The 25977-nt window shown below is 61.6% G+C and carries 23 protein-coding genes; 17 read left to right on the plus strand and 6 right to left on the minus strand.

Annotated features, from left to right (window positions below; genetic code table 11):
* The first annotated feature begins 85 nt into the window (after positions 1-85).
* Genes BK665_RS00535 through BK665_RS00545 form a run of 3 tightly spaced genes read left to right on the plus strand, consistent with a single transcriptional unit; the run spans position 86 to position 2825 of the window.
* On the plus strand, positions 86-874 hold the full coding sequence (locus tag BK665_RS00535) for an ABC transporter ATP-binding protein (RefSeq protein WP_123402369.1): 789 nt from the start codon (positions 86-88) through the stop codon (positions 872-874).
* Positions 871-1818: an ABC transporter substrate-binding protein gene (locus BK665_RS00540; RefSeq protein ID WP_123402370.1), complete on the plus strand. Its 948-nt coding sequence runs from the start codon at positions 871-873 to the stop codon at positions 1816-1818. Before BK665_RS00535 ends, BK665_RS00540 begins: the two co-directional genes overlap by 4 nt.
* Positions 1815-2825, plus strand: a complete 1011-nt coding sequence (locus BK665_RS00545; protein WP_123402371.1) for a FecCD family ABC transporter permease — start codon at positions 1815-1817, stop codon at positions 2823-2825. Before BK665_RS00540 ends, BK665_RS00545 begins: the two co-directional genes overlap by 4 nt.
* A 30-nt stretch (positions 2826-2855) precedes the next feature.
* Here BK665_RS00545 and BK665_RS00550 read toward each other — a convergent pair whose 3' ends face one another.
* On the minus strand, positions 2856-7346 hold the full coding sequence (locus tag BK665_RS00550; protein ID WP_123402372.1) for a hypothetical protein: 4491 nt from the start codon (positions 7344-7346) through the stop codon (positions 2856-2858).
* A gap of 268 nt (positions 7347-7614) precedes the next feature.
* Here BK665_RS00550 and urtA point away from each other — a divergent pair, with 268 nt between their 5' ends.
* The 12 genes from urtA to BK665_RS00620 all read left to right on the plus strand — a co-directional run bounded on the left by urtA (position 7615) and on the right by BK665_RS00620 (position 19269).
* Positions 7615-8880 (plus strand): urea ABC transporter substrate-binding protein, encoded by a 1266-nt coding sequence (urtA, locus tag BK665_RS00555; protein ID WP_123402373.1) that lies wholly within the window; start codon positions 7615-7617, stop codon positions 8878-8880.
* A gap of 163 nt (positions 8881-9043) precedes the next feature.
* A complete protein-coding gene (gene urtB / locus BK665_RS00560; protein ID WP_123402374.1) occupies positions 9044-10546 on the plus strand; it encodes an urea ABC transporter permease subunit UrtB in 1503 nt (500 codons plus the stop codon).
* On the plus strand, positions 10546-11625 hold the full coding sequence (urtC, locus tag BK665_RS00565) for an urea ABC transporter permease subunit UrtC (RefSeq protein ID WP_123402375.1): 1080 nt from the start codon (positions 10546-10548) through the stop codon (positions 11623-11625). Before urtB ends, urtC begins: the two co-directional genes overlap by 1 nt.
* Positions 11622-12491: an urea ABC transporter ATP-binding protein UrtD gene (urtD, locus tag BK665_RS00570; protein ID WP_123402376.1), complete on the plus strand. Its 870-nt coding sequence runs from the start codon at positions 11622-11624 to the stop codon at positions 12489-12491. The genes urtC and urtD overlap by 4 nt, the downstream gene beginning before the upstream one ends.
* A gap of 134 nt (positions 12492-12625) precedes the next feature.
* The gene (gene urtE, locus BK665_RS00580; protein ID WP_123402377.1) at positions 12626-13324 is read left to right on the plus strand and encodes an urea ABC transporter ATP-binding subunit UrtE; all 699 of its coding nucleotides are present in this window, start codon (positions 12626-12628) and stop codon (positions 13322-13324) included.
* Between the two features lie 30 nt (positions 13325-13354).
* Complete coding sequence (locus tag BK665_RS00585) at positions 13355-14194, plus strand: urease accessory protein UreD (RefSeq protein WP_123402378.1); 840 nt, start codon at positions 13355-13357, stop codon at positions 14192-14194.
* Positions 14195-14355: 161 nt separating this feature from the next.
* A complete protein-coding gene (ureA, locus tag BK665_RS00590; protein ID WP_033055605.1) occupies positions 14356-14658 on the plus strand; it encodes an urease subunit gamma in 303 nt (100 codons plus the stop codon).
* A gap of 9 nt (positions 14659-14667) precedes the next feature.
* Positions 14668-15201: a GNAT family N-acetyltransferase gene (locus tag BK665_RS00595; protein WP_123402379.1), complete on the plus strand. Its 534-nt coding sequence runs from the start codon at positions 14668-14670 to the stop codon at positions 15199-15201.
* Positions 15202-15207: 6 nt separating this feature from the next.
* On the plus strand, positions 15208-15744 hold the full coding sequence (locus BK665_RS00600; protein ID WP_123402380.1) for a GNAT family N-acetyltransferase: 537 nt from the start codon (positions 15208-15210) through the stop codon (positions 15742-15744).
* Complete coding sequence (locus tag BK665_RS00605; protein WP_092273970.1) at positions 15741-16049, plus strand: urease subunit beta; 309 nt, start codon at positions 15741-15743, stop codon at positions 16047-16049. Before BK665_RS00600 ends, BK665_RS00605 begins: the two co-directional genes overlap by 4 nt.
* 132 nt (positions 16050-16181) lie before the next feature.
* The gene (ureC, locus tag BK665_RS00610; protein WP_123402381.1) at positions 16182-17882 is read left to right on the plus strand and encodes an urease subunit alpha; all 1701 of its coding nucleotides are present in this window, start codon (positions 16182-16184) and stop codon (positions 17880-17882) included.
* Between the two features lie 262 nt (positions 17883-18144).
* Positions 18145-19269 carry a sensor histidine kinase gene (locus BK665_RS00620; RefSeq protein ID WP_123402383.1) on the plus strand — a complete coding sequence of 375 codons (1125 nt, stop codon included), beginning with the start codon at positions 18145-18147 and terminating at the stop codon, positions 19267-19269.
* Between the two features lie 133 nt (positions 19270-19402).
* Here BK665_RS00620 and BK665_RS00625 read toward each other — a convergent pair whose 3' ends face one another.
* The gene (locus BK665_RS00625; RefSeq protein ID WP_123402384.1) at positions 19403-19708 is read right to left on the minus strand and encodes a chaperone modulator CbpM; all 306 of its coding nucleotides are present in this window, start codon (positions 19706-19708) and stop codon (positions 19403-19405) included.
* Positions 19709-19735: 27 nt separating this feature from the next.
* Positions 19736-20686 (minus strand): DnaJ C-terminal domain-containing protein, encoded by a 951-nt coding sequence (locus BK665_RS00630; RefSeq protein WP_123402385.1) that lies wholly within the window; start codon positions 20684-20686, stop codon positions 19736-19738.
* A 299-nt stretch (positions 20687-20985) separates the two neighbouring features.
* Between BK665_RS00630 and BK665_RS00635 the strand changes: the two genes are divergently transcribed.
* Positions 20986-22260: an Hsp70 family protein gene (locus BK665_RS00635; RefSeq protein WP_123402386.1), complete on the plus strand. Its 1275-nt coding sequence runs from the start codon at positions 20986-20988 to the stop codon at positions 22258-22260.
* A 178-nt stretch (positions 22261-22438) separates the two neighbouring features.
* Here the strand turns inward: BK665_RS00635 and BK665_RS00640 are convergent, their stop codons facing one another.
* The 3 genes from BK665_RS00640 to BK665_RS00650 all read right to left on the minus strand — a co-directional run bounded on the left by BK665_RS00640 (position 22439) and on the right by BK665_RS00650 (position 24906).
* A complete protein-coding gene (locus BK665_RS00640) occupies positions 22439-23452 on the minus strand; it encodes an AI-2E family transporter (RefSeq protein ID WP_123402387.1) in 1014 nt (337 codons plus the stop codon).
* 289 nt (positions 23453-23741) lie between these two features.
* The gene (locus tag BK665_RS00645; RefSeq protein ID WP_003221193.1) at positions 23742-24047 is read right to left on the minus strand and encodes a PsiF family protein; all 306 of its coding nucleotides are present in this window, start codon (positions 24045-24047) and stop codon (positions 23742-23744) included.
* 64 nt (positions 24048-24111) lie between these two features.
* Positions 24112-24906 carry an AraC family transcriptional regulator gene (locus BK665_RS00650; protein ID WP_185076395.1) on the minus strand — a complete coding sequence of 265 codons (795 nt, stop codon included), beginning with the start codon at positions 24904-24906 and terminating at the stop codon, positions 24112-24114.
* Positions 24907-25004: 98 nt separating this feature from the next.
* Here BK665_RS00650 and BK665_RS00655 point away from each other — a divergent pair, with 98 nt between their 5' ends.
* Positions 25005-25892 carry a DMT family transporter gene (locus BK665_RS00655; protein ID WP_123402389.1) on the plus strand — a complete coding sequence of 296 codons (888 nt, stop codon included), beginning with the start codon at positions 25005-25007 and terminating at the stop codon, positions 25890-25892.
* The last annotated feature ends 85 nt before the right edge of the window (positions 25893-25977 follow it).

Genomic DNA, 25977 nt, shown 5'->3' on the forward strand with positions numbered 1-25977 from the left:
CCCACATTTGGAATACGGTCACATGTGGGAGCGGGCTTGCCCGCGAAGGCGCCATCAGCCACACCAAACATTTCAGAGTAAATGCATGACCGCGCTGAACCTCACCAACCTCGCCTGGACACCCCTGGGCCACGGCCACTGCCATCACCAGTTCCAACTGCGTGACGCCTCCCTGCACGTGGCCGCCGGTGAGTTCGTGGGGTTGATCGGCCCCAACGGCAGCGGCAAGACCAGCCTGTTGCGTTGCGCCTATCGCTTCAGCAAACCGGAAAGCGGCGAGGTCCAACTCGACCACCACAACGTCTGGAAACAGTCCTCACGCTGGTGCGCTCAACGCATCGCCGTCGTGCTGCAAGAGTTTCCCGATGCCTTCGGCCTCACCGTCGAAGAAGTCGTCGCCATGGGTCGCACGCCGCACAAAGGTCTGTTCGACGGTGACACGCTGGAGGACCGGAATCTCGCCACTCAAGCCTTGGAATCCGTCGGCCTCAAAGGCTTCGAAGACCATGCCTTCGCCACCCTCTCCGGCGGTGAAAAACAGCGAGTGATCCTCGCCCGCGCCCTGGCCCAGCAACCCCAATTGCTGATCCTCGACGAGCCGACCAACCACCTCGACCCACGCTATCAGCTCGAATTACTGCAACTGGTCAAACGCCTGAACATCGGCACCCTGGCGAGCATTCACGACCTCAATCTGGCCGCCGCTTTCTGCGACCGACTCTACGTGATCAACCACGGTCGTATCGTCACCAGCGGCACACCCAAAGAAGTCCTGACTGCCCCGCTGCTGCTTGATGTATTCGGCGTCGAAGCACTGATCGACGATCACCCCCTCCACGGCTACCCCCGAATCACCTGGATAACCCAACCATGACTGTGCGTTCCCTGCTGTGCCTCGCCCTGTTGCTGGGCAGTGCTCCGGCCTTCGCCGAAGCGACGAAATACCCGCTGACTGTCCAGAGCTGCAACCGCGAAGTGACGTTCAAGCAAGCGCCGAAACACGCGGTCAGCCACGACATCAACATGACCCAGATGATGCTCGCCCTCGGCCTCAAGTCGAGCATGGTCGGCTACAGCGGCGTCAGTGGCTGGAAGTCGGTAACCCCGGATATGCAATCGCTGCTCGACGGTTTGCCGGAGTTGGCAGCCAAGTACCCGTCGGTGGAAACCCTGCTCAACGCCAACGTCGATTTCTTCTTCGCCGGTTGGGACTACGGCATGCGCGTCGGCGGTGACCTGACCCCGCAAACCCTGCAACCGCTGGGCATCAACGTCTACGAGTTGACCGAGTCCTGCGCCTTCGTGATGAAGCGCCCGGCCGCGACCCTGGAAGACACCTACAACGACCTGCGCAACCTCGGCAAAATCTTCGACGTGCAGGACCGCGCCATTACCTTGATCGCCGAGATGCAGGCGCAAGTCGCCGCCGTGCGCAAGGATCTGCCGGCGGACAAGCCTCGCGTGTTCCTCTACGACAGCGGCGAAGACCGGGCCATGACGTCCGGGCGCCTGGGCATGCCGCAAGCGCTGATCGACGCGGCTGGCGGACAAAATATTCTCGATGATGTCGAGGCCAGTTGGACGCGGGTCAATTGGGAGAACGTGGTTGAGCGCAACCCGCAGGTGATCGTGATCGTCGACTACGGCGAAGTCACCGCCGAGCAGAAAGAGCAATTCCTGCTCAATAACAAAGCCCTGCAATCCGTAGACGCGATCAAGAACCAGCGCTTTATCGTCATCCCCTACGTGCAGGCCACGCCGGGGATCGACAACGTGCTGGCGGTGGAAACCCTGGCCAAAGGGTTCCACGGCGAATGATCGACCGTCGCTACGCCTTGCTGCTGACCGCCCTCGGCGCGCTGTTGCTCGTATCGTGCGTGGTGTCCCTGGGCTTCGGCCCGGCGCGGGTGCCGGTGGACGTGGTGTGGCGGATTTTGCTGCACAAACTCTTCACTGTCGGCGTGCCGGACTGGGCGGCGGGCCAGGAACATATCGTGTGGCTGATCCGTGTGCCGCGCATGTTGCTTGGGGCATTGGTCGGTGCCGGGCTGGCGCTGATCGGCGCGGTGTTGCAAGCGGTGACGCGTAATCCACTGGCCGATCCGCACCTGCTTGGCGTCACCTCTGGCGCCACGTTGGGCGCGGTGATTGTGGTGCTGCATGTCGGTGAAATTGTCGGCCTGCTGACCCTGCCGATTGCGGCGTTTATCGGCGCGTTGGCGAGCATGTTGATCGTGCTGATGATCGCCAATCGCAATGGGCGGCTGGACAGTGATCGGCTGCTGTTATGCGGCGTGGCGGTTTCGTTCGTGATGATGGCAATTGCCAATTTGCTGCTGTTCATGGGCGATCATCGCGCCAGTTCGGCGGTGATGTTCTGGATGCTTGGCGGGCTGGGATTGGCCCGTTGGGAGTTGCTCGCGGTGCCCGCCGCCAGCGTGTTGCTGGGTCTGGTGTTGTTGCTGGGAATGGCCCGGCCATTGAATGCGTTGATGGCCGGTGAACAGACGGCGGTGACCCTCGGACTCAATGCGCGCACCGTGCGGTTGCGGGTATTTTTGATTGCGTCGCTGATGACCGGGGTGCTGGTGTCGATCAGCGGTTCCATCGGGTTTGTCGGGTTGATGGTGCCGCACATTGCCCGACGCCTGGTCGGGGCTGAGCACCGGCGGTTGCTGCCGGTGTGCGTGTTGCTCGGCAGTGTCTTCCTGGTGTGGGTGGATGTCGCCGCCCGCACCCTGATCGCCCCGGAAGACCTGCCCATCGGCGTGGCTACTGCGGCCATTGGCGGGTTGTTTTTCATTGGCCTGATGCGCCGGCGCTGAGCCTCTGCTGCCAGAGGCTCAGCGACCCCTTTACAGCTCGTCGTGCTTTGGCTCCTGCGGCACGACCGGGTACGGCACCTGCGCCGGCCTGATCCGCCCCGGACGCTGCCAATACCCATCAATGTCCAAGACCTGCAGCCTGCTGATGTTGGTCAACAGTTTGAAGAAACGACTGACGCCCGCGCCCGGATCTTCATCCAGCAGCGTCGTTTCCTGCGCGGTGTAGTTGGGCGTGAACTTGAGCAAAGCACCACCGCGACTGCTCAGGTAACAACACGCTCCCGGCAGCGCATTCTTTTTCAACACGTCGACACTGAAGCGCAAATCGGCGAGTGCCAGGTTGTTCAGCAACTGCCGCTCTTCCTCAGTGGTTTGATTAATCACCCGGGTGATTTTGTAGAACTGATGCACCGCGCCCAGCCTGAAACCGTCGGGGAATTCGGGTATCGGCAAGGGCACTGCACCCGGCCCGCTGACCGGCGCAATCGGCCCGCCGGGCCCCGAATAAAACAGACGTGCCGCCGCATCGCTTTCGGGGCCATCCTCCAACGGTTCGATCGCCACACACCTATCGACATTCGGTTGCACCAAGACACCGCCCAGGTATTGCTTGCCCGTAAACGGCCCGAGCCGGTTTCCGGCATCCCGGGCAGCATCGTCGGCATGGGCGAACAGCGGCCCCAGCGCCAGCCGCTTTTCCCGTGGCCAGCGCACCAGTCCGATTCCGCTTTTCACGCCGTTGGCGTCCACGCGCAATGGCGACCAATAACGACTGCGCGCCAGCACCCGCAAGCCGCCGCTCTTGATCAGTTTGCGCACGTACTCGATCAGCGGTTCGGCCCCGGACTGGAGCTGAATGTCATACGCATGGGTGGCCGGAAAACTGGCCCATTCGGCCGCGAGGCGGTTGGCGCTGTAGTGCAACAACGCGCCGTCGGCACAGGACAGATAAAGTCCGTGATACGTGACACCTTGGGCACTGGACACCCGCAACGCATCCAGCGCCCGGGTCAGTTCCCGCACCGAGACGAAGCTGCGATGCAGGTCGCTCGGGTCGGCTGCCGAAGGGGTCGGCGCCAGCAGATACAACCCCTGCACCGCGAACCCCAACGGCAGCAAACCGTGTGGGAACACCCGCTCGACCGTCAGCGCACCGTCACTGGCCACCACGGGCAACGTGGCGACATAACTCGCCTCAGTCAGCGACTTGAGGAAGTAGCCGAACATCAATCGCTGACCGTTTTGCGCAAGGCGATGCACATGACGGGCGGCGTCATCGAGTTGGCTGAACAGCGGACTCAACGCCGGTTCGGCCACCGCAAATCGCTGCAACGTCGATACGGCAAGATCGGGAACGCTCCACTGCATCACGCGCCTCGGACTGCCCCACACCGCACTGCCCTCGACCACCTGCAACTGGCCGGCCTTCGCCAGCCGATCCACCAGATCACTGGGGTTCAGCGTGCCGCTGCGCATCTGCAATTCCAACGGGGTTTGCCGTTGCTGCAACACACTGGGCACAGCCAGCGCCTGGGCCAGTTGTTGTGCCGATGGACCCGTGCCATGGCGGTAACGGATCAGGCTGCCATCCAGGCCGATCAGGTATTCGTCACCCGGAGACAGGCGCGTGCCACTGATCGGCGTCGAAACAATGGCCGCCAGAAAATCAGTGGAAAACAGATTCAGGTACAGCGCTCGCTGCTGACTGGACAAGGCGAAAACCGGCTCGACCCGACGCCGCGAATGATAACGAGCGACCACCGTACTGCCGGCCAGAAACAGGCCCTGGTCCGCCAGCTCATCCAGGCGAATCCAGTTGGGTGCAAAGTCTTCGACATCCACCGCCACCGGCAGGGTGGCGACAAACCGGCCATCGCGACGGCGCAACACCAGGCCAGCGTAAACCCGCTCGCGGTCCTGCCCGATCCGCGTCATGGCGTAGCGCACCGCATCGTCCTGCCAGAGAAATACTGGGCTGAGCTGACGTCGCTGAATCAGGGCAAAAGGTTTCCATTGCGCCGACACCGCCCCCCGCTCGTCCCAACATTCGCTGGTGACCCGGACCTGCAACTCGCCACCCGTTGCGATCCGGCCCATGACCGACAAATAGGGCGCGGTGTCACGGCTCATCAGTGCCAGTAAATCCCCGGCCCCGGTGCCGCCCTGCGCAAGGTCGAACAATGTCGAAGTGCTTGAATAGCGGTAGCGCAGCAAGGCACCGTCGAGGGTGGCGATGTACAGCGAAAGGTCCTGATGATGAGTCAGGCGTTGCGTGCCCTGGTCGTCGTAAAGTGCGGCGAACAGATCGCTCAGGGCCATGAAGTGCCGGGCAAACCAGGCATCGGCGGTCGACAGGCCTCGTGGTAGCCAACTGGCGGCGTAATAGACGCAGTGGGTGCGGAACTCGTCGATCAGTACCGGGGCGCCAAAGTCGCTCGACTGACTCAAGCGATTCAAGTCCTTGGCCGCCACGGTTTCGGTGGCCACGTACTCCTGCCGCGTCTTGTGCTTGAGGATAAAACCCAGCCCGCCGCTGGCCGCCCGATAATCGCCACGGGCGCGTTGGCGGGCGTCGAGCACGGCCAGTTCCGCCGTGGCGAACCTTGCCCCCAATCTCGGCGCCAGTGCCTGTTTCTGCGCACCGCCGCCCAACACCCGACCGCGTTCGCCCCACAGGTCACTGCCGACAATGACCTGCAGTTCGCCGCTGGCCGCCAGTTCCGCCATCAAGTCCGACACGGGCAGCGGATCCGTCGCGAGGCGCTCGCTCAACCGCGCACGAGCGCTCAACCCGCGCTCGTCTTCGCGATAGGCCAGCAAGCTGTCGGCGGCCCCGGAGAGATAAGCGACGCTGACCGCGTTGCGGCTGTCCAGCAATAAACGAACGTCGTCACGGGTGAACATCTGCGCCGCTTCGCTACCCTCGCTGTGTCGGGCATCGCCCTGCCAGCGCGAGGCGTACATTCCGTGCAACGCGTAACCGGCCGCCAGCACCAGCGGCGCACCGGTGTTATCCCGAGGGCACAGTCGATCCAGGGTAAATCGGGGGCCGTAGGCCGGCACCGGCAACGTCGCGACAAAGCCGTTATCCGCCGATTGCAGGATCAGCCCGACATACGCCTGGTCACGCAGGCTGCCGATGGTCTGGTGGGCAAACCGCGCCGCGTCATCGGCGGTGACGAACACCGGGCTCAAACGTTGTGCCCCGGCGTAGGGCTGCCACCCGGCGCCGACACGCCCGCCGACATCCCACAACGGGCTGCCGTGGATCACCGACAGCTCGCCATGGCTCGCCACTTGGCGCACATAGTCCGAAGGCTTGAGCGCGCCGCTGCTCAATTGCCGGTTGAAGGAAGCGCTGTCCCTGAGCGGTTGTTCCGCCACCGTGAGCGCCGGTTCGTACTGCAACACCGCCCCATCGCGCGTCCAGGTGTACACCCGCAATTCATCGCCGTACTGGCGCCGATGACTGTTTTCATGAGCAAAACGGAGGCCGTCCGCCAGTTCGTCCGGGGCGAAGAATTGCTCGTACAGCCAAGGTTCCTGAAGGCTGTCGGTGGTGTCGGCGCGAGAGATGAAATACACGCCGTCCAGTTCGTAACCCAGCGGAGCGGCCAATTTGAGCTGGTTGATATCGTCAAAGTGCAGCATGCGCATCATGTCGATGGTCGCGCTGGTGGACGCTATCGGATAGGTGGCGATCCGCTCGCGACTGCCGGCGGCCCGCAGGACAAACCCCAGGTAGCGCACGTTCGGCTCAAGGCGTTGCGCACTGCCGGCCGCAATGATCGCCTGACTTGTGTGATTGGCGACCGGGGCAAAGAAGGTGATTTCGTCCTTTATGCTGATGCTGCGCACGGGTTTGCCGAGGGTCCAGGTGTCCGGCACGGTGCCTGCCCGAGCGCCCCACACCGTATTGGCGATCAGCACACGCAAGGTGCCGATCCGCGCCAACTGCTGGATCAATCGTTCGATATCGCTGAAGGGCCCAGGGCGGGTGACACCGGGCGTGAAGAGTTGCCGTTCCCGGTCCGGCGCCGTGGATTCGTACTTGATCAGTGAGCCGTCAGGCCCTGACAAGTAATGGCGTTCCCCATAGGGGCCGGGATCCTGGGCAAAACTCAACAAATGCCCGAAGAAGAAAAAGCCGAGGTACAGGGTGATCTGCTCTTCGGTCCAGTCCGGGTGCACCCGCCGGGTCTCGGCATGGTCGGCCGCGTGGGACACGAAATAGGCCACCCCTACATAACCCTCGGGCACCACGTATTGCCGGGTGGCCGGGTCTTTGGTCAACAGATCATCGAAGTCGAAAAACAGTGTGTGCTTGCCGGGGACTGGCAGCGTCGCCCGGTACATGCCGTCGCCGCTTTGCACAATCACCGCGCCGCACGCGCGATCACGCGGTTGAGCGATTTGTTGATGCGCCCAGTACGCCGCATCGTCCGCGCTGATGAAGGCCGGGCCCAGGGCCGCAAAACCCACGGCATCGGTGGGCAAGGAAGGAATTGATGTGCTGTCCATACGCAACTCGCCTGAAGAGGAGCCCGCATGATCAATATTCCCAAAGCACCCCGTGCGGTACATATCTATCGCTGTCGCCCCAATCTGGCGCATCCGGGCGCACCAGCGCATCCTCGACGTGCCTTGCTGGTGCGCCGCCGTCCTCTCGCAACCGCTCTAACACGACATTTCCTTGCCAAAACCCGACCAGGCACAGCCCTTGCTAAAGACCTGTCAGTAGTCCGCCTCTGCCAATCAAAAAAATACTAATGTTCATGGAGATCGCACAATGAAGCGTCGCAGCTTGATCAAGGCTTTCACACTCACGGCAAGCATTGCCGCGATGGGCATGACCTGGACGGTCCAGGCCGCCGAGACCATCAAGGTCGGCATCCTGCACTCCCTGTCCGGGACCATGGCGATCTCCGAAACGTCCCTCAAAGACATGGCGTTGATGACCATCGACGAGATCAATGCCAAGGGCGGTGTGAACGGCAAGATGCTGGAACCGGTGGTGGTCGACCCGGCGTCGAACTGGCCGTTGTTCGCCGAAAAGGGCCGGCAGTTGCTGACCCAGGACAAAGTGGCCGTGGTGTTCGGTTGCTGGACCTCGGTGTCACGTAAATCGGTACTGCCGGTGTTCGAAGAACTCAACGGCCTGTTGTTCTACCCGGTGCAGTACGAAGGCGAAGAGATGTCGCCGAACGTGTTCTACACCGGCGCCGCGCCGAACCAACAAGCGATCCCGGCGGTGGAATACCTGATGAGCGAAGAAGGTGGCAGCGCCAAGCGCTACTTCCTGCTCGGCACCGACTACGTCTACCCGCGCACCACCAACAAAATCCTGCGTTCGTTCCTGCACTCCAAAGGCGTGGCAGACAAGGACATCGAAGAGGTCTACACCCCGTTCGGCCATGCGGATTACCAGACCATCGTGGCCAACATCAAAAAATTCTCGGCCGGTGGCAAGACAGCGGTCATCTCCACGGTCAACGGCGACTCCAACGTGCCGTTCTATAAAGAACTGGCCAACCAGGGCTTGAAAGCCACCGACGTACCGGTGGTGGCGTTCTCGGTGGGCGAAGAAGAACTGCGCGGCATCGACACCAAACCGCTGGTGGGCAACCTCGCGGCGTGGAACTACTTCGAGTCCGTCGAAAACCCGCAGAACAAAAAATTCGTCGCTGACTGGAAAGCCTACGCCAAGAAACACAACCTGCCGGGCGCCGACAAAGCGGTGACCAACGACCCGATGGAAGCCACCTACGTCGGCATCCACATGTGGGCGCAAGCGGCGGAGAAAGCCAAGTCCACCGACGTCGATAAAGTCCGCGAAGCCCTGGCCGGGCAGACTTTTGCCGCGCCGTCGGGTTACACGCTGACCATGGACAAGACCAACCACCACCTGCACAAACCGGTGATGATCGGCGAGATCCAAGCGGATGGGCAGTTCAACGTGGTGTGGCAGACCGAAGGCCCGATCCGTGCCGAGCCGTGGAGCCCGTTTATCGCGGGTAACGACAAGAAGCCGGATTATGCGGTGAAGAGCAACTAAGCCACTGGATGTCAGAGCTCGGGCACGGAGCCCGGACCTGACACAACTCCCTGTGGGAGCGGGCTTGCTCGCGAAGACGGCGGCACATCCAACCTCAATGTGACTGTCCCACCGCATTCGCGAGCAAGCCCGCTCCCACAATGTCCGCGCAAGGCGACTCTCTATGCCCACCGCCCTCTACCGCCTCATCCTCGCCCTCGCGCTGCTGTTGCCGATGGCCACCCACGCCAGCGACGCCGAAGACTTCGTCGCCGCCAATCCGGTGCAGCAAGCCAAGCTTCTGGAAACCTGGGCCGCGCAGCCCGATCCGGCCCGTGTCGAACTGATCAACGCCCTGCAACAAGGCGAGTTGACCATCGACGGCCAACCGAAAACCCTGCGCCTGAATAACCGCCTGCGGGGTCTGATCGACACCGCGTTGGCCAGCCACCAATTGCTCGCCGCCGACCCGAAAACCCGTTTGAGCGCCGCGCAGCAATTGCAGAAAAGCGCCAAACCGGCGCAGCTGAAATTCCTCGACCAGCAACTGGCTGGCGAAAAAGATGAAAGCGTCCATGCCGCCCTGAGCCTGGCCCTGGCCAACCTGCAACTGGTGGACACCGACCCCGCCGTGCGCCTCGCCGCCGTGCGTTTGCTCGGCGAAACCGGCGACCCGCTGGCCCGCACACGCCTCGAAGGTTTGCTTGAACCCGGCGTCGAAGCCGATGCCGGCGTACGCACTGCCGCCGAAACCAGCCTGGCTCAAGTCAAACGCAAATTGTTGATCGGCGAATTGCTTGGCCAGGCGTTCAGCGGCATGTCCCTGGGCTCGATCCTGCTGCTCGCCGCCCTCGGCCTGGCGATCACCTTCGGCCTGCTCGGCGTGATCAACATGGCCCACGGCGAGATGCTGATGCTCGGCGCCTACTCGACCTACGTCGTGCAACTGATGTTCCAGCGCTTCGCTCCGCAAGCCATCGAGTTCTACCCGCTGATCGCCCTGCCAGTGGCGTTTTTCGTCACCGCCGCCATCGGCATGGCGCTGGAGCGTACGGTGATTCGTCACCTTTATGGCCGTCCATTGGAAACCTTGCTCGCCACTTGGGGCATCAGCCTGATGCTGATTCAGTTGGTGCGTTTGCTGTTCGGCGCGCAGAACGTCGAAGTCGCCAACCCGGCGTGGCTCTCGGGCGGGATTCAGGTGTTGCCGAATCTGGTGCTGCCGTACAACCGCATCGTGATCATCGCCTTCGCGCTGTTTGTGGTGGTCCTCACTTGGCTGCTGCTGAACAAGACGCGCCTGGGCCTGAACGTGCGTGCCGTCACCCAGAACCGCAACATGGCCGCTTGCTGCGGCGTGCCGACCGGGCGGGTGGACATGCTCGCCTTCGGCCTCGGCTCGGGCATCGCCGGCCTTGGTGGCGTGGCGTTGAGCCAGATCGGCAACGTCGGCCCGGACCTCGGCCAGAGCTACATCATCGACTCGTTTCTGGTGGTGGTGCTCGGCGGTGTCGGCCAGTTGGCCGGTAGCGTGCTGGCGGCGTTTGGCCTCGGCATCGCGAACAAGATTCTCGAACCGCAAATCGGTGCCGTACTTGGCAAGATCCTGATCCTCGCGCTGATCATTCTGTTTATCCAGAAACGTCCGCAAGGCCTCTTCGCATTGAAAGGACGGGTGATCGACTGATGAACCAGCCCCTGCTCGTTACCGCTACACAAAAGGCCGGACCGAGAGTCACGATCGCCGTGGGTGCGGTGATTCTTGTTCTGCTGTTGGCGTTGCCATTGATGTCGCTACTGTCGCCCGTCAGCGTGTTCCACGTCTCGGCTTACACATTGACCTTGGTGGGCAAAATCCTCTGTTACGCCATCGTCGCCCTCGCCCTCGATCTGGTCTGGGGTTACGCCGGTTTGCTGTCCCTCGGGCACGGTTTGTTCTTCGCCCTCGGCGGCTACGCCATGGGCATGTACCTGATGCGCCAGGCCTCGGGCGATGCCTTGCCGGCATTCATGACGTTTCTGTCGTGGACCGAGTTGCCGTGGTACTGGACTGGCACCAGCAGCTTTCTCTGGGCCATGTGTCTGGTGGTGTTGGCACCGGGATTGTTGGCGTTGGTGTTCGGCTTTTTCGCCTTCCGCTCGCGGATCAAAGGCGTGTATTTCTCGATCATGACCCAGGCCCTGACCTTCGCCGGCATGCTGCTGTTTTTCCGCAACGAAACCGGGTTTGGCGGTAACAACGGCTTCACCAATTTCCGCACGATTCTCGGGTTTGGCATTACCGAACCGGGGACGCGCGCGGTGTTGTTTTTCGCCACGGTGGTGTTGCTGGTGGCGAGCCTGTTTATCGGCTGGCGCCTGGCGCAGAGCAAGTTTGGCCGGGTGTTGACCGCATTGCGCGATGCGGAAAACCGCCTGATGTTTTGCGGCTACGACCCCCGTGGTTTCAAGCTGTTCGTGTGGGTGTTGAGCGCGGTGTTGTGCGGCTTGGCCGGTGCGCTGTATGTGCCGCAGGTCGGGATCATCAACCCGAGTGAAATGTCGCCGACCAACTCGATTGAAGCGGCGGTTTGGGTAGCGCTGGGCGGTCGCGGCACGCTGATCGGGCCGTTGCTCGGCGCTGGTGTGGTCAACGGCATGAAGAGCTGGTTCACCGTGGCGTTCCCGGAATACTGGCTGTTCTTCCTCGGGGCCCTGTTCATCATCGTGACCTTGTATCTGCCCAAGGGCGTGATCGGTCTGCTGAAGAAAAGGGGCGAACAATGAGAATCACACCAACGGCGGAATTCATGCTCGAACCTGTGTTTTTCCCGGTAGAGCCCAACAAGGACGCCGGCACCAGCCGCGACAACATCGGCTTCGGCCAAAGTGTCGGTCCCGGTCTTGATACGCGCCACGGCACGATCCTGACCCTGGAAGACATCAGCGTCAGCTTCGATGGCTTCAAGGCGCTGAACGCTCTGAACCTGTACATCGGCGTCGGCGAACTGCGCTGCATCATCGGCCCCAACGGCGCGGGCAAGACCACGTTGATGGACGTGATCACCGGCAAGACCCGCCCTAGTCACGGCAAGGCCTGGTTCGGTGAAACCCTGGACCTGACGCAGATGAGCGAAGTGCAAATCGCCCAGGCCGGCATCGGTCGCAAGTTCCAGAAGCCGACGGTGTTCGAAGCCTTGAGCGTGTTCGAAAACCTGGAGCTGGCACAGAAAACCGACAAATCGGTGTGGGCCAGCCTGCGGGCGCGTCTGACCGGCGAGCAAAAAGATCGCATCACCGAAGTCCTGGAAACCATCCGCCTGACCACCTCGGTCAATCGACCGGCGGGGTTGTTGTCCCACGGTCAGAAGCAGTTTCTGGAAATCGGCATGTTGCTGATGCAAGACCCGCAATTGCTGCTGCTCGATGAGCCGGTGGCGGGCATGACCGACGCCGAAACCGAATTCACCGCCGAGCTGTTCAAAAGCCTGGCCGGCAAGCATTCGCTGATGGTGGTGGAACACGACATGGGCTTCGTCGGCTCGATTGCCGACCACGTCACGGTGTTGCATCAGGGCAGCGTGCTGGCCGAAGGGTCGCTGGAACAGGTGCAGGACAATGAGCGCGTGATCGAGGTTTACCTCGGCCGCTAGACCTGTAAACACCGACCCAATGTGGGAGCGGGCTTGCTCGCGAAAGCGGTGTGTCAAACACCACAAATGTTGAATGTAAGTCCGCATTCGCGAGCAAGCCCGCTCCCACAGGGGGATTTGAGGAGATTCTGGACATGCTGCAAGTCGAAAAACTGCACCAGTACTACGGCGGTAGCCACATCCTGCGCGGTCTCTCGTTTGAGGTGAAGGTCGGCGAAGTCACGTGCCTGCTCGGGCGCAACGGCGTGGGCAAGACCACCCTGCTCAAATGCCTGATGGGCCTGTTGCCGTCCAAGGAAGGCGCGGTGAACTGGGAAGGCAAACCGATCACCACGTTCAAGCCGCATCAACGGGTGCACGCCGGGATCGCCTACGTGCCCCAGGGCCGGGAGATTTTCGGACGGCTGACGGTTGAGGAAAACCTGCTGATGGGCCTGTCGCGCTTCCCCGGCAGCGAAGCCAAGGAAGTCCCGGCCTTCATCTACGAGCTGTTCCCGGTGCTGCTGCAAATGAAGCAACGCCGTGGCGGCGACTTGTCCGGTGGTCAGCAGCAACAATTGGCGATTGGCCGCGCACTGGCCAGCCGCCCGCGCCTGCTGATCCTCGACGAGCCCACCGAAGGCATCCAGCCGTCGGTGATCAAGGAAATCGGCGCGGTGATCAAGAAGCTCGCGGCCCGGGGCGACATGGCGATTTTGCTGGTGGAACAGTTTTACGATTTCGCCGCCGAACTGGCCGATCAATACCTGGTGATGTCCCGGGGTGAGATTGTGCAACAGGGTCGCGGTGAAAATATGGAAGCCGAAGGTGTGCGCGGACTGGTTACGATCTAACCTGTAGCGTCCTAACGATAATTAGAAATCATGAATTTACCTGTCCCCACTGTCCTGTTTACCCCGAGCTGGCACGCCGAGCTAGAGCTGGGCTATGCCCGTTTCGGCGACAGCACACGCCCGGTCTTGCGCCGGCATCAAGGCCCGCTGCGGGTGCAAAAGCACCTGTACGCCGAAGGGCCAGAGGTCTGCCAGCACATCATCGTGCATCCGCCGGGCGGGATTGCTGGCGGTGATCGGCTGGACATCCGCGCCAGCGTCGGCACCGATGCCTGGGCACAAATCACCAGCCCTGGTGCCGCCAAGTGGTATCGCGCCACCGGTCCCGCTTATCAGCAGCTGGACTTGAACGTGGCGGCCGGTGCGACACTGGAATGGTTGCCCCAGGAGACGATTATCTTCAGCGCCGCCCAGGCCGAACTCAGCACCTCGATCAACCTTGAAGGCGATGCCCGGTTGTTCTATTGGGACGTGGTGGCGCTGGGTCGACCGGCCAGCGGCGAGCGTTTCGATGTCGGGCATTTCCAGGCCAGGCTGGACATCCGCCGCGACGGCCAGTTGCTCTGGCACGAACGTCAGCGCATTGTCGGGAACGATGGCTTGCTCGACTCACCGATTGGGCTGGATGGGCAACCGGTGTTTGCGACGTTGCTGGTGACCGGGGAGATTGATAGCGATTTGCTGGAACGTTGCCGCTCGCTGCCCCATGACGTGCGCGGGGATCTGACTCAATTGCCGGGGCTTTTGGTGGCGCGGTGTTTGGCCAGTGAGGCGTTGTTGGCACGGGGTTGGCTTATTGATTTGTGGCGATTGCTGCGGCCGGCGCTGCTTGGCCGAGAAGCCGTCCCACCACGAATATGGAGCACCTGAAACACAATCCAAATGTGGGAGCGGGCTTGCTCGCGAAAGCGGTGTGTCAGGCAACAAAAATGTTGAATGTAAGTCCGCTTTCGCGAGCAAGCCCGCTCCCACAGGGGTTGTGTGTTTACAGATCCGAATACCTTTTTTATCTGCCCAGATGGATTCCAACGATGGACCTGACCCCACGCGAAAAAGACAAGCTGTTGATCTTCACCGCCGGCCTCGTCGCCGAGCGGCGTTTGGCTCGCGGCGTGAAACTCAATTACCCGGAGGCCATGGCCTACATCTCCGCCGCGCTGCTCGAAGGCGCCCGTGACGGTCGCACCGTGGCCGAGCTGATGCACTTCGGCACTACCCTGCTGAGCCGCGAACAAGTGATGGAAGGCATCCCGGAAATGATCCCGGAGATCCAGGTCGAAGCGACGTTCCCCGACGGCACCAAACTGGTCACCGTCCACCAACCGATCGCTTGAGGCCGCGCCATGACTTATCTGATTCGCGATGCGCTGCACGCCGACCTGCCGGCGATCCGCGACATCTACAACGATGCGGTGCTCAACACCACCGCGATCTGGAACGAACAGGCCGTGGACCTGGGCAACCGCCAGGCCTGGTTCAGCGCCCGGCAAGCCCAGGCTTATCCGATCCTGGTGATCGTCGACGGTGACAACGCGGTACTGGGCTACGCTTCATTCGGTGACTGGCGGCCGTTCGACGGGTTTCGCCACACCGTCGAACACTCGGTCTACGTGCGCAGCGACCAGCGCGGCAACGGCCTCGGCCCGCAATTGATGACCGAGCTGATCGAACGCGCCAAAGGCTGCGACAAGCACGTGATGGTCGCCGCCATCGAAAGCGGCAATGCCGCCTCTATCCGTTTGCATGAACGCGCCGGTTTTATCATCACCGGGCAAATGCCCCAGGTGGGCACCAAGTTCGGCCGCTGGCTGGACCTGACCTTCATGCAACTGACCCTCAATCCTGGCGCGGAGCCGCCAATCGCCAACAAGGAGTGACACTCGATGAACGCCGCCCAACTGCGCCGCGTGAATGTTGAAAGCTTTGCGCACTATCGCCAGGGTTTGATCGATTTGCTGCTGGACGCCGTGGGTTACGGCGCCAGCGTCGGCTTCATGGCCGACCTCGATGCCACGCAGGCCCGAGCCTACTTCGATGAGGTCCAGGCCAACCTGAACCAGGGCAATGTGCTGCTGTGGGTGGTGGTCAAGGACGAGCAGGTGCAAGCCAGCGTGCAACTGACCCTGTGCCAGAAAGCCAACGGCCTGAACCGCGCTGAAGTGCAGAAATTGCTGGTGCGTGAACACGCCCGTCGCCGTGGTCTGGGCCAGCAATTGATGAGCGCCCTGGAACTCGCTGCCCGCCAGCACAAGCGCGGCATGCTCTACCTCGACACCGAGGCCGGCTCCCCCGCCGAAGACTTCTACAAGGCGTTGGGCTACACCCGCGCCGGCGAGATCCCCGATTACGCTTGCGACCCCGCCGGCAACTATCGGCCGACCGCTCTCTACTACAAGATTCTGCAAGGAGTGAATGGATGATTCCCGGTGAATACCAGATCCAGCCCGGCGACATCGAACTCAACGTTGGCCGTCGCACGATTAGCCTGAAGGTGGCCAACAGCGGCGACCGGCCGATCCAGGTCGGCTCCCATTACCATTTTTTCGAAACCAACGACGCCCTCACCTTCGACCGCGCCGCCAGCCGAGGCATGCGCCTGAACATCCCGGCCGGCACTGCCGTGCGCTTTGAGCCGGGGCAGAGCCGCGAGGTTGAGTTGGTCGACCTGGCCGGGCATCGGCGGGTGTTCGGGTTTGCCGGGCGGATCATGGGTGACCTCGACTGACCGATCGTTCCCACGCTCTGCGTGGGAATGCATCCCGTGACGCTCCGCGTCACATAACGGCGGACGCAGAGCGTCCATGGCGGCATTCCCACGCAGAGCGTGGGAACGATCATTGAATCCCAAGGCAAGCACATGAAAATTTCTAAACAGGCCTACGCCGACATGTTCGGCCCCACCGTCGGCGACAAGGTGCGCCTGGCCGACACCGAGTTGTGGATCGAGGTGGAAAAAGATTTCACCACCTACGGCGAAGAAGTGAAATTCGGCGGCGGCAAAGTCATCCGCGACGGCCAGGGCCAGAGCCAGTTGCTCGCGGCCGAAGTGGTCGACACGGTGATCACCAACGCCCTGATCATCGATCACTGGGGCATCGTCAAGGCTGACGTCGGCCTCAAGGACGGGCGCATCGCTGGCATCGGCAAGGCCGGCAACCCGGACGTGCAGCCCGACGTGACAATCGCCATCGGCGCCAGCACCGAAGTCATCGCCGGGGAAGGCATGATCCTCACCGCCGGCGGCATCGACACCCACATCCACTTCATCTGCCCGCAGCAGATCGAAGAAGCGCTGATGAGCGGCGTGACCACCATGATCGGCGGCGGCACCGGACCGGCCACCGGCACCAATGCCACGACTTGCACCTCCGGGCCGTGGCATCTGGCGCGCATGCTCCAGGCAGCGGATGCGTTCCCGATGAACATCGGCCTCACCGGCAAGGGCAACGCCAGCCTGCCGGAGCCGTTGATCGAACAGGTCAAGGCCGGCGCCATCGGCCTCAAGTTGCACGAAGACTGGGGCACCACCCCGGCGAGTATCGACAACTGCCTGACCGTCGCCGATCAGTACGACGTGCAGGTGGCGATCCACACTGACACCCTCAACGAATCCGGCTTCGTCGAAACCACCCTCGCCGCGTTCAAGGGCCGCACCATCCACACCTACCACACCGAAGGCGCGGGCGGCGGGCATGCGCCGGACATCATCAAGGCCTGCGGCTTCCCGAATGTGCTGCCGAGTTCGACCAACCCGACCCGGCCGTTCACCCGCAACACCATCGACGAACACCTCGACATGCTGATGGTCTGCCATCACCTGGACCCGAGCATTGCCGAAGACGTGGCCTTCGCTGAAAGCCGCATCCGCCGCGAAACGATTGCCGCCGAAGACATCCTCCACGACCTCGGCGCGTTCTCGATGATCAGTTCCGACAGCCAGGCCATGGGCCGGGTCGGCGAAGTCATCACCCGCACCTGGCAGACCGCCGACAAAATGAAAAAGCAACGCGGCCCGCTGCCCCAGGACGGCGAAGGCAACGACAACTTCCGCGCCAAGCGCTACATCGCCAAATACACCATCAACCCGGCGATCACCCACGGCATCAGCCATGAAGTGGGCTCGATTGAAGTGGGTAAATGGGCTGACCTGGTGCTGTGGCGCCCGGCATTCTTCGGCGTGAAACCGACATTGATCCTCAAGGGCGGCGCCATTGCGGCAAGCCTGATGGGCGACGCCAACGCCTCGATTCCGACGCCGCAACCGGTGCATTACCGCCCGATGTTCGCCAGCTACGGTGGCTCGCTGCATGCCACGAGCCTGACGTTTATCAGCCAGGCTGCGCAGGACGCCGGATTGCCCGAAGCCTTGGGCCTGAAGAAGAAAATCGCCGTGGTCAAAGGTTGTCGCGAAGTGCAGAAAACCGACCTGATCCACAACGACTACCTGCCGAACATCGACGTCGACCCGCAGACCTATCAGGTCAAGGCCGATGGGGTGTTGCTGTGGTGCGAACCCGCAGAAACCCTGCCCATGGCCCAGCGTTACTTCCTGTTCTGACACCCCACAAAAAACCATTGTGGGAGCGGGCTTGCTCGCGAAGGCGGCAGCACAGTCAACATCACTGTGCCCGACACACCGCTTTCGCGAGCAAGCCCGCTCCCACAGGGAGTGGGTGTACATGCCCGGGCACCCCACAATCCCAAAACCCGGCTATATATAAATACCACCGGGCGCCTCTCCATTTGTGCGGTGTTTCCCTGACCGGGAAGGCGCTAAGATGCGTGTCACTTTCCGCCGTCACTGCTCAGGATTCCGCTCCATGCGCTTAAGCGAATTCATCGTGGTAGAGGTCGATCGTGTCGTCGATGAATGGGAGCAGTTCGCTCGCGCGATCACGCCTGACGACAACCTGGATCGCGTCACCCTGCGCGATCACGCCCGCGCCATCCTGCTGGCCGCCGCACGGGACATGAATACTGCGCAAACCGCCCAGGAGCAGGCCGCCAAGGCCAAGGGCGACGGCCCGGAGAAAACCCCCAGCCTGGATAAGGCCGCCGCCAGCCATGGCGAGTTGCGGCACAACGTCGGGTTTGACCTGGTACAGATGACCTCCGAATTCCGTCACTTGCGCGCGTGCGTGATCCGGTTGTGGGTCAACAGCCTGCAATCCCCGGACCTGGCTTATTTTCAGGACATGATCCGTTTCAACGAAGCCATCGACGAAGCCCTGGCCGAATCGACGGCGGCCTATGCCGATCAGGTCAATCATTCCCGGGATATTTTCCTGGCGATCCTCGGCCACGACCTGCGCGCACCGTTGCAAGCGGTGAGCATGTCCACCGAGATGCTGATGCGCAAAACGAAGCTTGAAGGCGATGCCCTGGCCTGTGCACACCACATCAAGCGCGGCACCCGACACATGGCGGCGATGGTCAGCGATTTGCTGGAGCTGGTGCGCAGTCGCCTGGGCAAGAGCCTGCCCATCGAACCGAAACCGATGGACCTGGCCGATGCCGCACACGAAGCGATTGCCCAGGCCTGCGCCGGCAATCCCGAATGCGATCCGACCATCACCGTGCAAGGCGATACGCGCGGCACTTGGGATGCCGGGCGAATCAGTCAATTGCTACAAAATCTGATCGGCAATGCGTTGCAGCATGGCTCGAACAAGCACGATGTCACGGTGGTGCTCAGCGGCGAGGTCGAAACCGTGCGCCTGACGGTGCATAACTATGGCGTGCCGATCCCGGAAGACGCGATCACCACGATCTTCGATCCTCTGGTGCGCAGCGCCGATGAAGAACTCGGGCAGCCGTCGACCAGCCTTGGCCTGGGGCTGTTTATCGTCAAGGAAGTGGTGAATGCCCATCAGGGCACGATCGAGGTCACGTCCAATGAAGTGGATGGGACGTTGTTTACGGTGGTGTTGCCCAGGAAGGTTTGAATCAGGCAGACCGCGTTATCGTTTTTCGCGAGCAAGCCCGCTCCCACAGGGTTTGCGGTGTGCATAAATCCCCGGTGGAAGCGGGCTTGCTCGCGAAGGCGTCAGAACAATCACCACAAAAACTTCAAAACAGCTACTCAACCACCAACCGCCCTAACCGCTGCTTGAGCATCCGGTTTTCAGCCCGCAGTTGCTGCACTTCTTCCAGCAAGTCCAGCGCCAGCGCGACGCCTTCCCATTCCAGCTCCAGATCGCGCCGCAGCTTGGCGGCGCGTTTGGCCAGGATCAGTTCGTAATCGTTGAAACGCCAGTCCTTGGGCGCGGAGCCCTGAGGTTCGAGGATGCCGTGTTCGACGATTTCGATCACGTAGACGTCCGACAGGTCGGTCGCCTCACAGAATTCTGCCATGTCCAGATGAACGATCAGGGGACTGCTCATTGTCAGTAGCTCCAGGGTTCTAGCGGATCAAAAGTTTTCCCTTGGGTCGAACGCAGCTTTCTTCGCCAGCTCTTGCCACAAGGCCTTGACCTCATCGTCCGAGGCTTTCGGCATCACGGCCTTGAGCTGCACGAACAGGAAGCCACGCTCGCCCTTCTTGTTCAGCAAACCGTGGCCCTTGGCACGCATGCGCTGGCCGTTCTGGCTGCCGGCCGGGACCTTGAGGTTGATCTTGCCGGTCAGGGTCGGCACCGCCACTTCGGCACCCAACGCCAATTCCCATGGGGCCAGCGGCAAGGTGATGATCAGGTTCTCGCCTTCCACATCGAATTTCGGGTGCGGCGCGAAGCGGATGATCAGGAACAGGTCGCCATTGGCGCCGCCACCGGTGCCCGGAGCGCCCTGGCCCTTGAGGCGAATTCGCTCGCCGTCGGTCACACCGGCCGGGATCTTCACGTTCAGGCTTTTCGGCGTGTTGCTCACATGCTGGCCGGCCGCGTTGTATTGCGGCACCTGGAAGGTGACCTTCTTCGATTCGTTCGAGAGGGTTTCTTCCAGAAAAATTCCAAGTTCCATTTCCACGTCTTGCCCTCGACGTCCGGCACTGCGACGCGACTCTCCACCCCCAAAACCAGGCCCACGGTTGCCGAAGATCGAACTGAAGAAGTCCGAAAAATCGCCCGTGTCCTGACCGCCACCGAAACCACCGCCGCCACCACGCCCCTGCCAGCCTGGCGGGCCTTGGAACGGTTGGCCGTGCTGGCCGTATTTGCGCAAGTCGTCGTACTCGGCACGCTTGTCCGCACTTTTCAGCGCTTCATAAGCTTCCGAGGCGTCCTTGAACTTGGCCTCGGCGTCCTTTTCCTTGCTGACGTCGGGGTGGTATTTGCGGGCCAGCTTGCGATAGGCGGCTTTAATCGTCTTATCGTCAGCGGTCGGTTCCACACCGAGAATCTTGTAATAGTCTTTGAAGTCCATCTAAGGATCACCATCCGTTATCAAAATCGCGCCGCTACCCCAGCAGCATGCGCTCATTGGCAGCCACCAGGTTGACCGATCTCAAGGTTGTGACCGGGCAGCGCATCAGAAGTTTATCGGCAGCGGCGGGCGGTTCTTGCGACCGCCAAATGGCTGCCAGGGTCGATGCAGACAAGTTTGGGGCATCGGGCCAGCTTATCAAGGCGCTATTCGTGGTGATTTAGCGGATAGTCGGCCTTCGAATCTTCGCCGCACTGGCATACACTGCGCGGCCGTTTTTTAACCGGAACTCGAAAGACATGAAAAACGCATCCCCAGCCCGTGCCTGTGGTATCGACTTCGGCACGTCCAACTCCACCGTCGGCTGGCTGCGCCCCGGCATGGAAACGCTGATCGCGCTGGAGGACGACAAGATCACCCTGCCCTCGGTGGTCTTCTTCAACATCGAAGAACGCCGCCCGGTGTACGGCCGGCTGGCGCTGCACGAGTACCTGGAAGGCTATGAAGGCCGGCTGATGCGCTCGCTCAAGAGCCTGCTGGGCTCCAAGCTGATCAAGCACGACACCAGCGTCCTCGGCACGGCGATGCCGTTCAAGGACCTGCTCGGCCTGTTTATCGGCCAGTTGAAGAAACGCGCCGAAGCCGCCGCCGGTCGCGAGTTCGAAGAAGTGGTGCTGGGTCGCCCGGTGTTTTTCGTCGATGACGATGAAATGGCCGACCAGGAAGCGGAAAACACCCTGGTGGACGTGGCCCGCGCCATTGGCTTCAAGGATGTGTCATTCCAGTACGAACCGATTGCCGCCGCGTTCGACTACGAGTCGACCATCGAAAAAGAAGAGCTTGTCCTGATTGTGGACATCGGCGGTGGTACGTCCGACTTCTCCCTGGTGCGCCTGTCCCCTGAGCGGCGCATGCACGACAACCGTCACGACGACATCCTCGCCACCGGCGGCGTGCACATCGGCGGGACCGATTTCGACAAGCAACTGAGCCTCCAAGGCCTGATGCCGCTGTTCGGCTACGGCAGCCGCATGAAGAGCGGCGCCTACATGCCCACCAGCCACCACATGAACCTGGCGACCTGGCACACCATCAACTCGGTGTACTCGCAAAAGTCGACCCTGGCCCTGGGCAGCATGCGCTACGACATCGAAGACACCGGCGGCATTGATCGCCTGTTCAAGCTGATCGACCAGCGTGCCGGCCACTGGCTGGCCATGGAAGTGGAAGAAACCAAGATCCAGCTGACCCACGCCGACAGCCGCCATGTGCCGCTGGACCGCATCGAGCCAGGCCTGAGCGTGGAACTGACCCGCGCCCTGTTCGAATCCGCCATCGACAACCTGCTGGAGCGCGTGCGCAACAGCGTCACGCAACTGCTCAACGATGCCAACGTGCGGGTTGATCAGGTCGATACGGTGTTCTTCACCGGCGGTTCCAGCGGCATCCCGGCACTGCGCAACAGCGTCTCGGCGATGCTGCCGAATGCGCGGCATGTGGAAGGGAATATCTTTGGCAGCATCGGCAGTGGTTTGGCGATTGAGGCGATGAAGCGTTACGGGTCGATGGATTGATCTGAAACCGGGTCGCGCCCTTCGCGGGCAAGCCCGCTCCCACATTCGACCGCATGATCGTTCCCACGCTCTGCGTGGGAATGCAGCCCGGGACGCTCCGCGTCCCATTCGAGAGCTGGAACGCGGAGCGTCCCTTGAGGCATTCCCACGCGGAGCGTGGGAACGATCATCTACCCAATCAAACCATCCCCACCAACTTCAACTCACTCTTCAGATACGCGTAATAAATCGGCCCCGCCACCACCCCCGGCAGGCCGAACGCGGCCTCGAACACCAGCATTGCCAACAGCAACTCCCACGACTTGGCACTGATCTGCCCGCCGACGATGCGGGCGTTGAGGAAGTATTCGAGCTTGTGGATAAAAATCAGATAACCCAACGCCGCCACCGCGACCCAGATCGACAGCGACAGACCGACGATGGTGATCAGGGTGTTCGACATCAGGTTGCCGATTACCGGCAGCAGGCCGAGCAGGAAGGTCAGGACGATCAGGGTTTTGGTCAGCGGCAGCTTGATGCCGAACATCGGCAGGATCACCGCCAGGAAAATCCCGGTGAAGAAGGTGTTGAGCAGGGAAATCTTGATCTGCGCGAACACGATGTTGCGAAACGCCTGGACCAGCAGGTGCAAGCGGTCGAACAACGCGGCGGCCAGCGGCTTGCGCTTGGTCACGTCGGGCACGCGCTGCAGGGCGATGATCGCGCCCAGCACCATGCCGATCAGCAACGTCACGAACATGTGCGCCGCATCCTTGCCCACCAGTTGCAAGTCGCTGAGGTGTTTGCTCATCCATTCGCCGATGGCCACACGGAATTCGGCAGCGCTGGCCGGCAGGTAAACATCGATGAACGGCGGCAGTTGCCCGCGGGCGCGGTCAACCACGTGCATGAATTTGTCGAGGGAAGCGCCGGGGTTTTCCGCTTCGTGCAACAGGAAGCTGATAGCGCCGGCAAAGATCAGCGCCAGCACGCTGACCACCAAAGTGCCCAGCAACGCCACCGCCAACCAACGGGCGCGGCGGCCTTCGATCAGCCGCTGCAATTGCGGCGTGAGCATGTTGACCAGTTCGAACACCAACAGCCCGGCCAGCAGGCTGGGTAACAGGCGCAGCGGGATGACCAGCAGCAATCCACCGAAGATGATGACCCAACTGATTAACAGCAAGACGTGACGTTGAGAAAACGTTGGCATACAGCCTCAAAACGAACGGCGTAAAAGGATGGGCAGTCTGCCAGCGATCCGGGGCCAGCACTAGGGATTGTGTAGGTCGACCTTGGTCGGGGGACTGACGGCTTTTTGCAGTGCCCTGACTGGCCTCTTCGCGAGCAGGCTCGCTCCCACATGAGTCCGGCAAACATAGATCCAATGTGGGAGCGGGCTTGCTCGCGAAAGCGGTGTGTCAGTCGCCATCAACTTAACTGTTACACCGCATTCGCGAGCAAGCCCGCTCCCACACAATGATCGTGTTTATCCCGACGGCTTATTTTTTCTTCAGGCAATCACTCATGAAGGTTTTGCGCGCATCGCCCGTGAGGGCTTTGGTTTTGGCGTCGGCGTTGCAGGTCTTCATTTTCTCTTGCTGCGGGGTCAGGACTTTCGCGTCATTGGCCGCCGGGGCGGCTTTGAGGCAGGTGCTCATGAATGTCTTGCGCTCATCGCCCTTGAGGCTTTTCGCGGTAGCGTCGGCATTGCAGGTGGTCATTTTGTTCTGTTGGGCCGTGGCGGCGAAGCCCTGGGAGCAGAGCAGCAAACCGATCATCAACAAAGGGACACGCAACATCTTCATGGAGTTTTCTCCTTGTTGCCGCACCGATGGATGCGGCCTCGCCCTGAAGTGTAGACAAAGGCTGTTACACCTTCCTGCCGTCGAGATGACTGCGTCGATACTGCTCCGGCGTGCACCCGGCCTGGCGCGCGAACATCGCAATAAACGCCGATCCGGTGCTGTAGCCCATGTCGAAGGCGATTTCCTGGATGCTGCGTGGGCTGTCCAGCGCTTCGATGGCGGCGAGAAAGCGCAGGCGCAACCGCCATTCGCCGAAACTCATGCCCAATTCCCGCACGAACTGGCGGGCCAGGGTGCGTTCGCTGACATGAATCTGCGCCGCCCAATCTGCCAATGGCCGGTTATCCCCCGGCTCGGCCTGCAACGCTTCGAGTATCCCGAGCAGCCCCGGACTGCTGGCGTAAGGCAGATAACAGGCGTGCTCGGGCGCTTGTTGCAGTTGATCCACCAACACTTGCGCCAAACGCACATCGGTTTCGCGCTCGGGAATCTTCACGTCCCGGGCAGCGAAGTCCTTGAGGATCGCTTTGAGAATGTCGCTGATGGCCAGGGTGCAGGCCTGTTGCGGCAAGTCCCGGCACAGCAATGGCGCCAGGCACACCGCACGGTAGTTGATCGGCTGGTTGCTGTAGAAACTGTGCTCGGTGTGCGGCGGCACCCAGACCGCATACTGCGGCGGCGACATAAAGCGGCTGTTGCCGATTTCCATGTGCAACACGCCGCTGGACGAATACTCCAGCGTGCCCCACGGATGGCGGTGGGCCGAGGCGTATTCGTGGGTGTCGAAGTCGGCGTAACGGAAGTACACCGGGGCCGGCAGTTCGCTGAAATCCAGCAGATCGATGTGTTTGCGGGTCATGCTGTCCGTCATCAGGGGCAGGTTGTCTGGATTGGAGTATAGGCTTGCATCCAGACAAGCGGATAATTGCCCCTCATCAACGCTCTGGTTTTCCGCTTATGCAATACGCTTATCCCCTGCTGGCCATTCTGATCTGGGCCGGCAATACCGTGATCACCAAAATGTCGGCTGGCGCGATTTTCCCCGCCGAGATCGGCTTCTATCGCTGGCTGCTGGCCGGGATTCTGTTCACGCCGTTCATGCTCAAACCGGTGATCGCCCACTGGCCACTGATCCGCCCGAACCTGGGCAAGATTTTCATCCTCGGCGTGCTCGGCATGGCGGTCTATCAGAGCCTGGCGTACTTCGCGGCGAGCCTGACCACCGCCACCAACATGGGCATCATCCTGTCGCTGATGCCATTGATGTCCCTGGCCATGGCGATTATCAGCCTCGGCCAGCGCCTGACCGCCGGCGCCCTGGCCGGCGCGGTGCTGTCGTTCGCCGGCGTGCTGGTGGTGGTGTCATCCGGCAGTCTCAGTTCATTGCTGGAACACGGGGTGAACCTGGGCGATGCGATGATGCTGATCGCGACCCTGGCCTACGCGATCTACAGCACGCTGCTGAAGAAATGGCAGTTGCGCCTGCCGCCGCTGGTGTTGCTGTATTTGCAGGTATTGGTGGCGGTGGTGGTGCTGTTTCCGCTGTTCGCGGTCTCCTCGAAAACCGGCCTGACGCAGCAGAACATTCCGCTGGTGCTCTACGCCTGCCTGCTGGCCTCGATGATTGCGCCGCTGGCGTGGATGCAAGCCGTGGTGCGCCTGGGCCCGAGCCGCACCACGCTGTTTTTCAATCTGCTGCCGGTGATGACCGCGTTGATTGCGGCGGTGGTGCTGCATGAACAGTTGGCGCTGTATCACCTGGTGGGTGGGGTGTTGACGTTGGGTGGGGTGATTCTTTCGGAGCGGTGGACCACCGTTTTGGGCCGCAGGATTGGCGTTGCCTGAACCGACGCTTTCGCGAGCAAGCCCGCTCCCACCTTTGGAATGCATTCCCTTGTGGGAGCGGGCTTGCTCGCGAAGAACGATGACG

It is taken from the genome of Pseudomonas frederiksbergensis (assembly GCF_003732665.1).
GTDB lineage: Bacteria > Pseudomonadota > Gammaproteobacteria > Pseudomonadales > Pseudomonadaceae > Aquipseudomonas > Aquipseudomonas frederiksbergensis_G.

Coding starts and splice junctions, on each gene's coding strand:
- BK665_RS00535 (WP_123402369.1), top strand. CDS start 86: ATGACCGCGCTGAACCTCACCAACCTCGCCTGGACACCCCTGGGCCAC.
- BK665_RS00540 (WP_123402370.1), top strand. CDS start 871: ATGACTGTGCGTTCCCTGCTGTGCCTCGCCCTGTTGCTGGGCAGTGCT.
- BK665_RS00545 (WP_123402371.1), top strand. CDS start 1,815: ATGATCGACCGTCGCTACGCCTTGCTGCTGACCGCCCTCGGCGCGCTG.
- BK665_RS00550 (WP_123402372.1), bottom strand. CDS start 7,346: ATGGACAGCACATCAATTCCTTCCTTGCCCACCGATGCCGTGGGTTTT.
- urtA (WP_123402373.1), top strand. CDS start 7,615: ATGAAGCGTCGCAGCTTGATCAAGGCTTTCACACTCACGGCAAGCATT.
- urtB (WP_123402374.1), top strand. CDS start 9,044: ATGCCCACCGCCCTCTACCGCCTCATCCTCGCCCTCGCGCTGCTGTTG.
- urtC (WP_123402375.1), top strand. CDS start 10,546: ATGAACCAGCCCCTGCTCGTTACCGCTACACAAAAGGCCGGACCGAGA.
- urtD (WP_123402376.1), top strand. CDS start 11,622: ATGAGAATCACACCAACGGCGGAATTCATGCTCGAACCTGTGTTTTTC.
- urtE (WP_123402377.1), top strand. CDS start 12,626: ATGCTGCAAGTCGAAAAACTGCACCAGTACTACGGCGGTAGCCACATC.
- BK665_RS00585 (WP_123402378.1), top strand. CDS start 13,355: ATGAATTTACCTGTCCCCACTGTCCTGTTTACCCCGAGCTGGCACGCC.
- ureA (WP_033055605.1), top strand. CDS start 14,356: ATGGACCTGACCCCACGCGAAAAAGACAAGCTGTTGATCTTCACCGCC.
- BK665_RS00595 (WP_123402379.1), top strand. CDS start 14,668: ATGACTTATCTGATTCGCGATGCGCTGCACGCCGACCTGCCGGCGATC.
- BK665_RS00600 (WP_123402380.1), top strand. CDS start 15,208: ATGAACGCCGCCCAACTGCGCCGCGTGAATGTTGAAAGCTTTGCGCAC.
- BK665_RS00605 (WP_092273970.1), top strand. CDS start 15,741: ATGATTCCCGGTGAATACCAGATCCAGCCCGGCGACATCGAACTCAAC.
- ureC (WP_123402381.1), top strand. CDS start 16,182: ATGAAAATTTCTAAACAGGCCTACGCCGACATGTTCGGCCCCACCGTC.
- BK665_RS00620 (WP_123402383.1), top strand. CDS start 18,145: ATGCGCTTAAGCGAATTCATCGTGGTAGAGGTCGATCGTGTCGTCGAT.
- BK665_RS00625 (WP_123402384.1), bottom strand. CDS start 19,708: ATGAGCAGTCCCCTGATCGTTCATCTGGACATGGCAGAATTCTGTGAG.
- BK665_RS00630 (WP_123402385.1), bottom strand. CDS start 20,686: ATGGACTTCAAAGACTATTACAAGATTCTCGGTGTGGAACCGACCGCT.
- BK665_RS00635 (WP_123402386.1), top strand. CDS start 20,986: ATGAAAAACGCATCCCCAGCCCGTGCCTGTGGTATCGACTTCGGCACG.
- BK665_RS00640 (WP_123402387.1), bottom strand. CDS start 23,452: ATGCCAACGTTTTCTCAACGTCACGTCTTGCTGTTAATCAGTTGGGTC.
- BK665_RS00645 (WP_003221193.1), bottom strand. CDS start 24,047: ATGAAGATGTTGCGTGTCCCTTTGTTGATGATCGGTTTGCTGCTCTGC.
- BK665_RS00650 (WP_185076395.1), bottom strand. CDS start 24,906: ATGACCCGCAAACACATCGATCTGCTGGATTTCAGCGAACTGCCGGCC.
- BK665_RS00655 (WP_123402389.1), top strand. CDS start 25,005: ATGCAATACGCTTATCCCCTGCTGGCCATTCTGATCTGGGCCGGCAAT.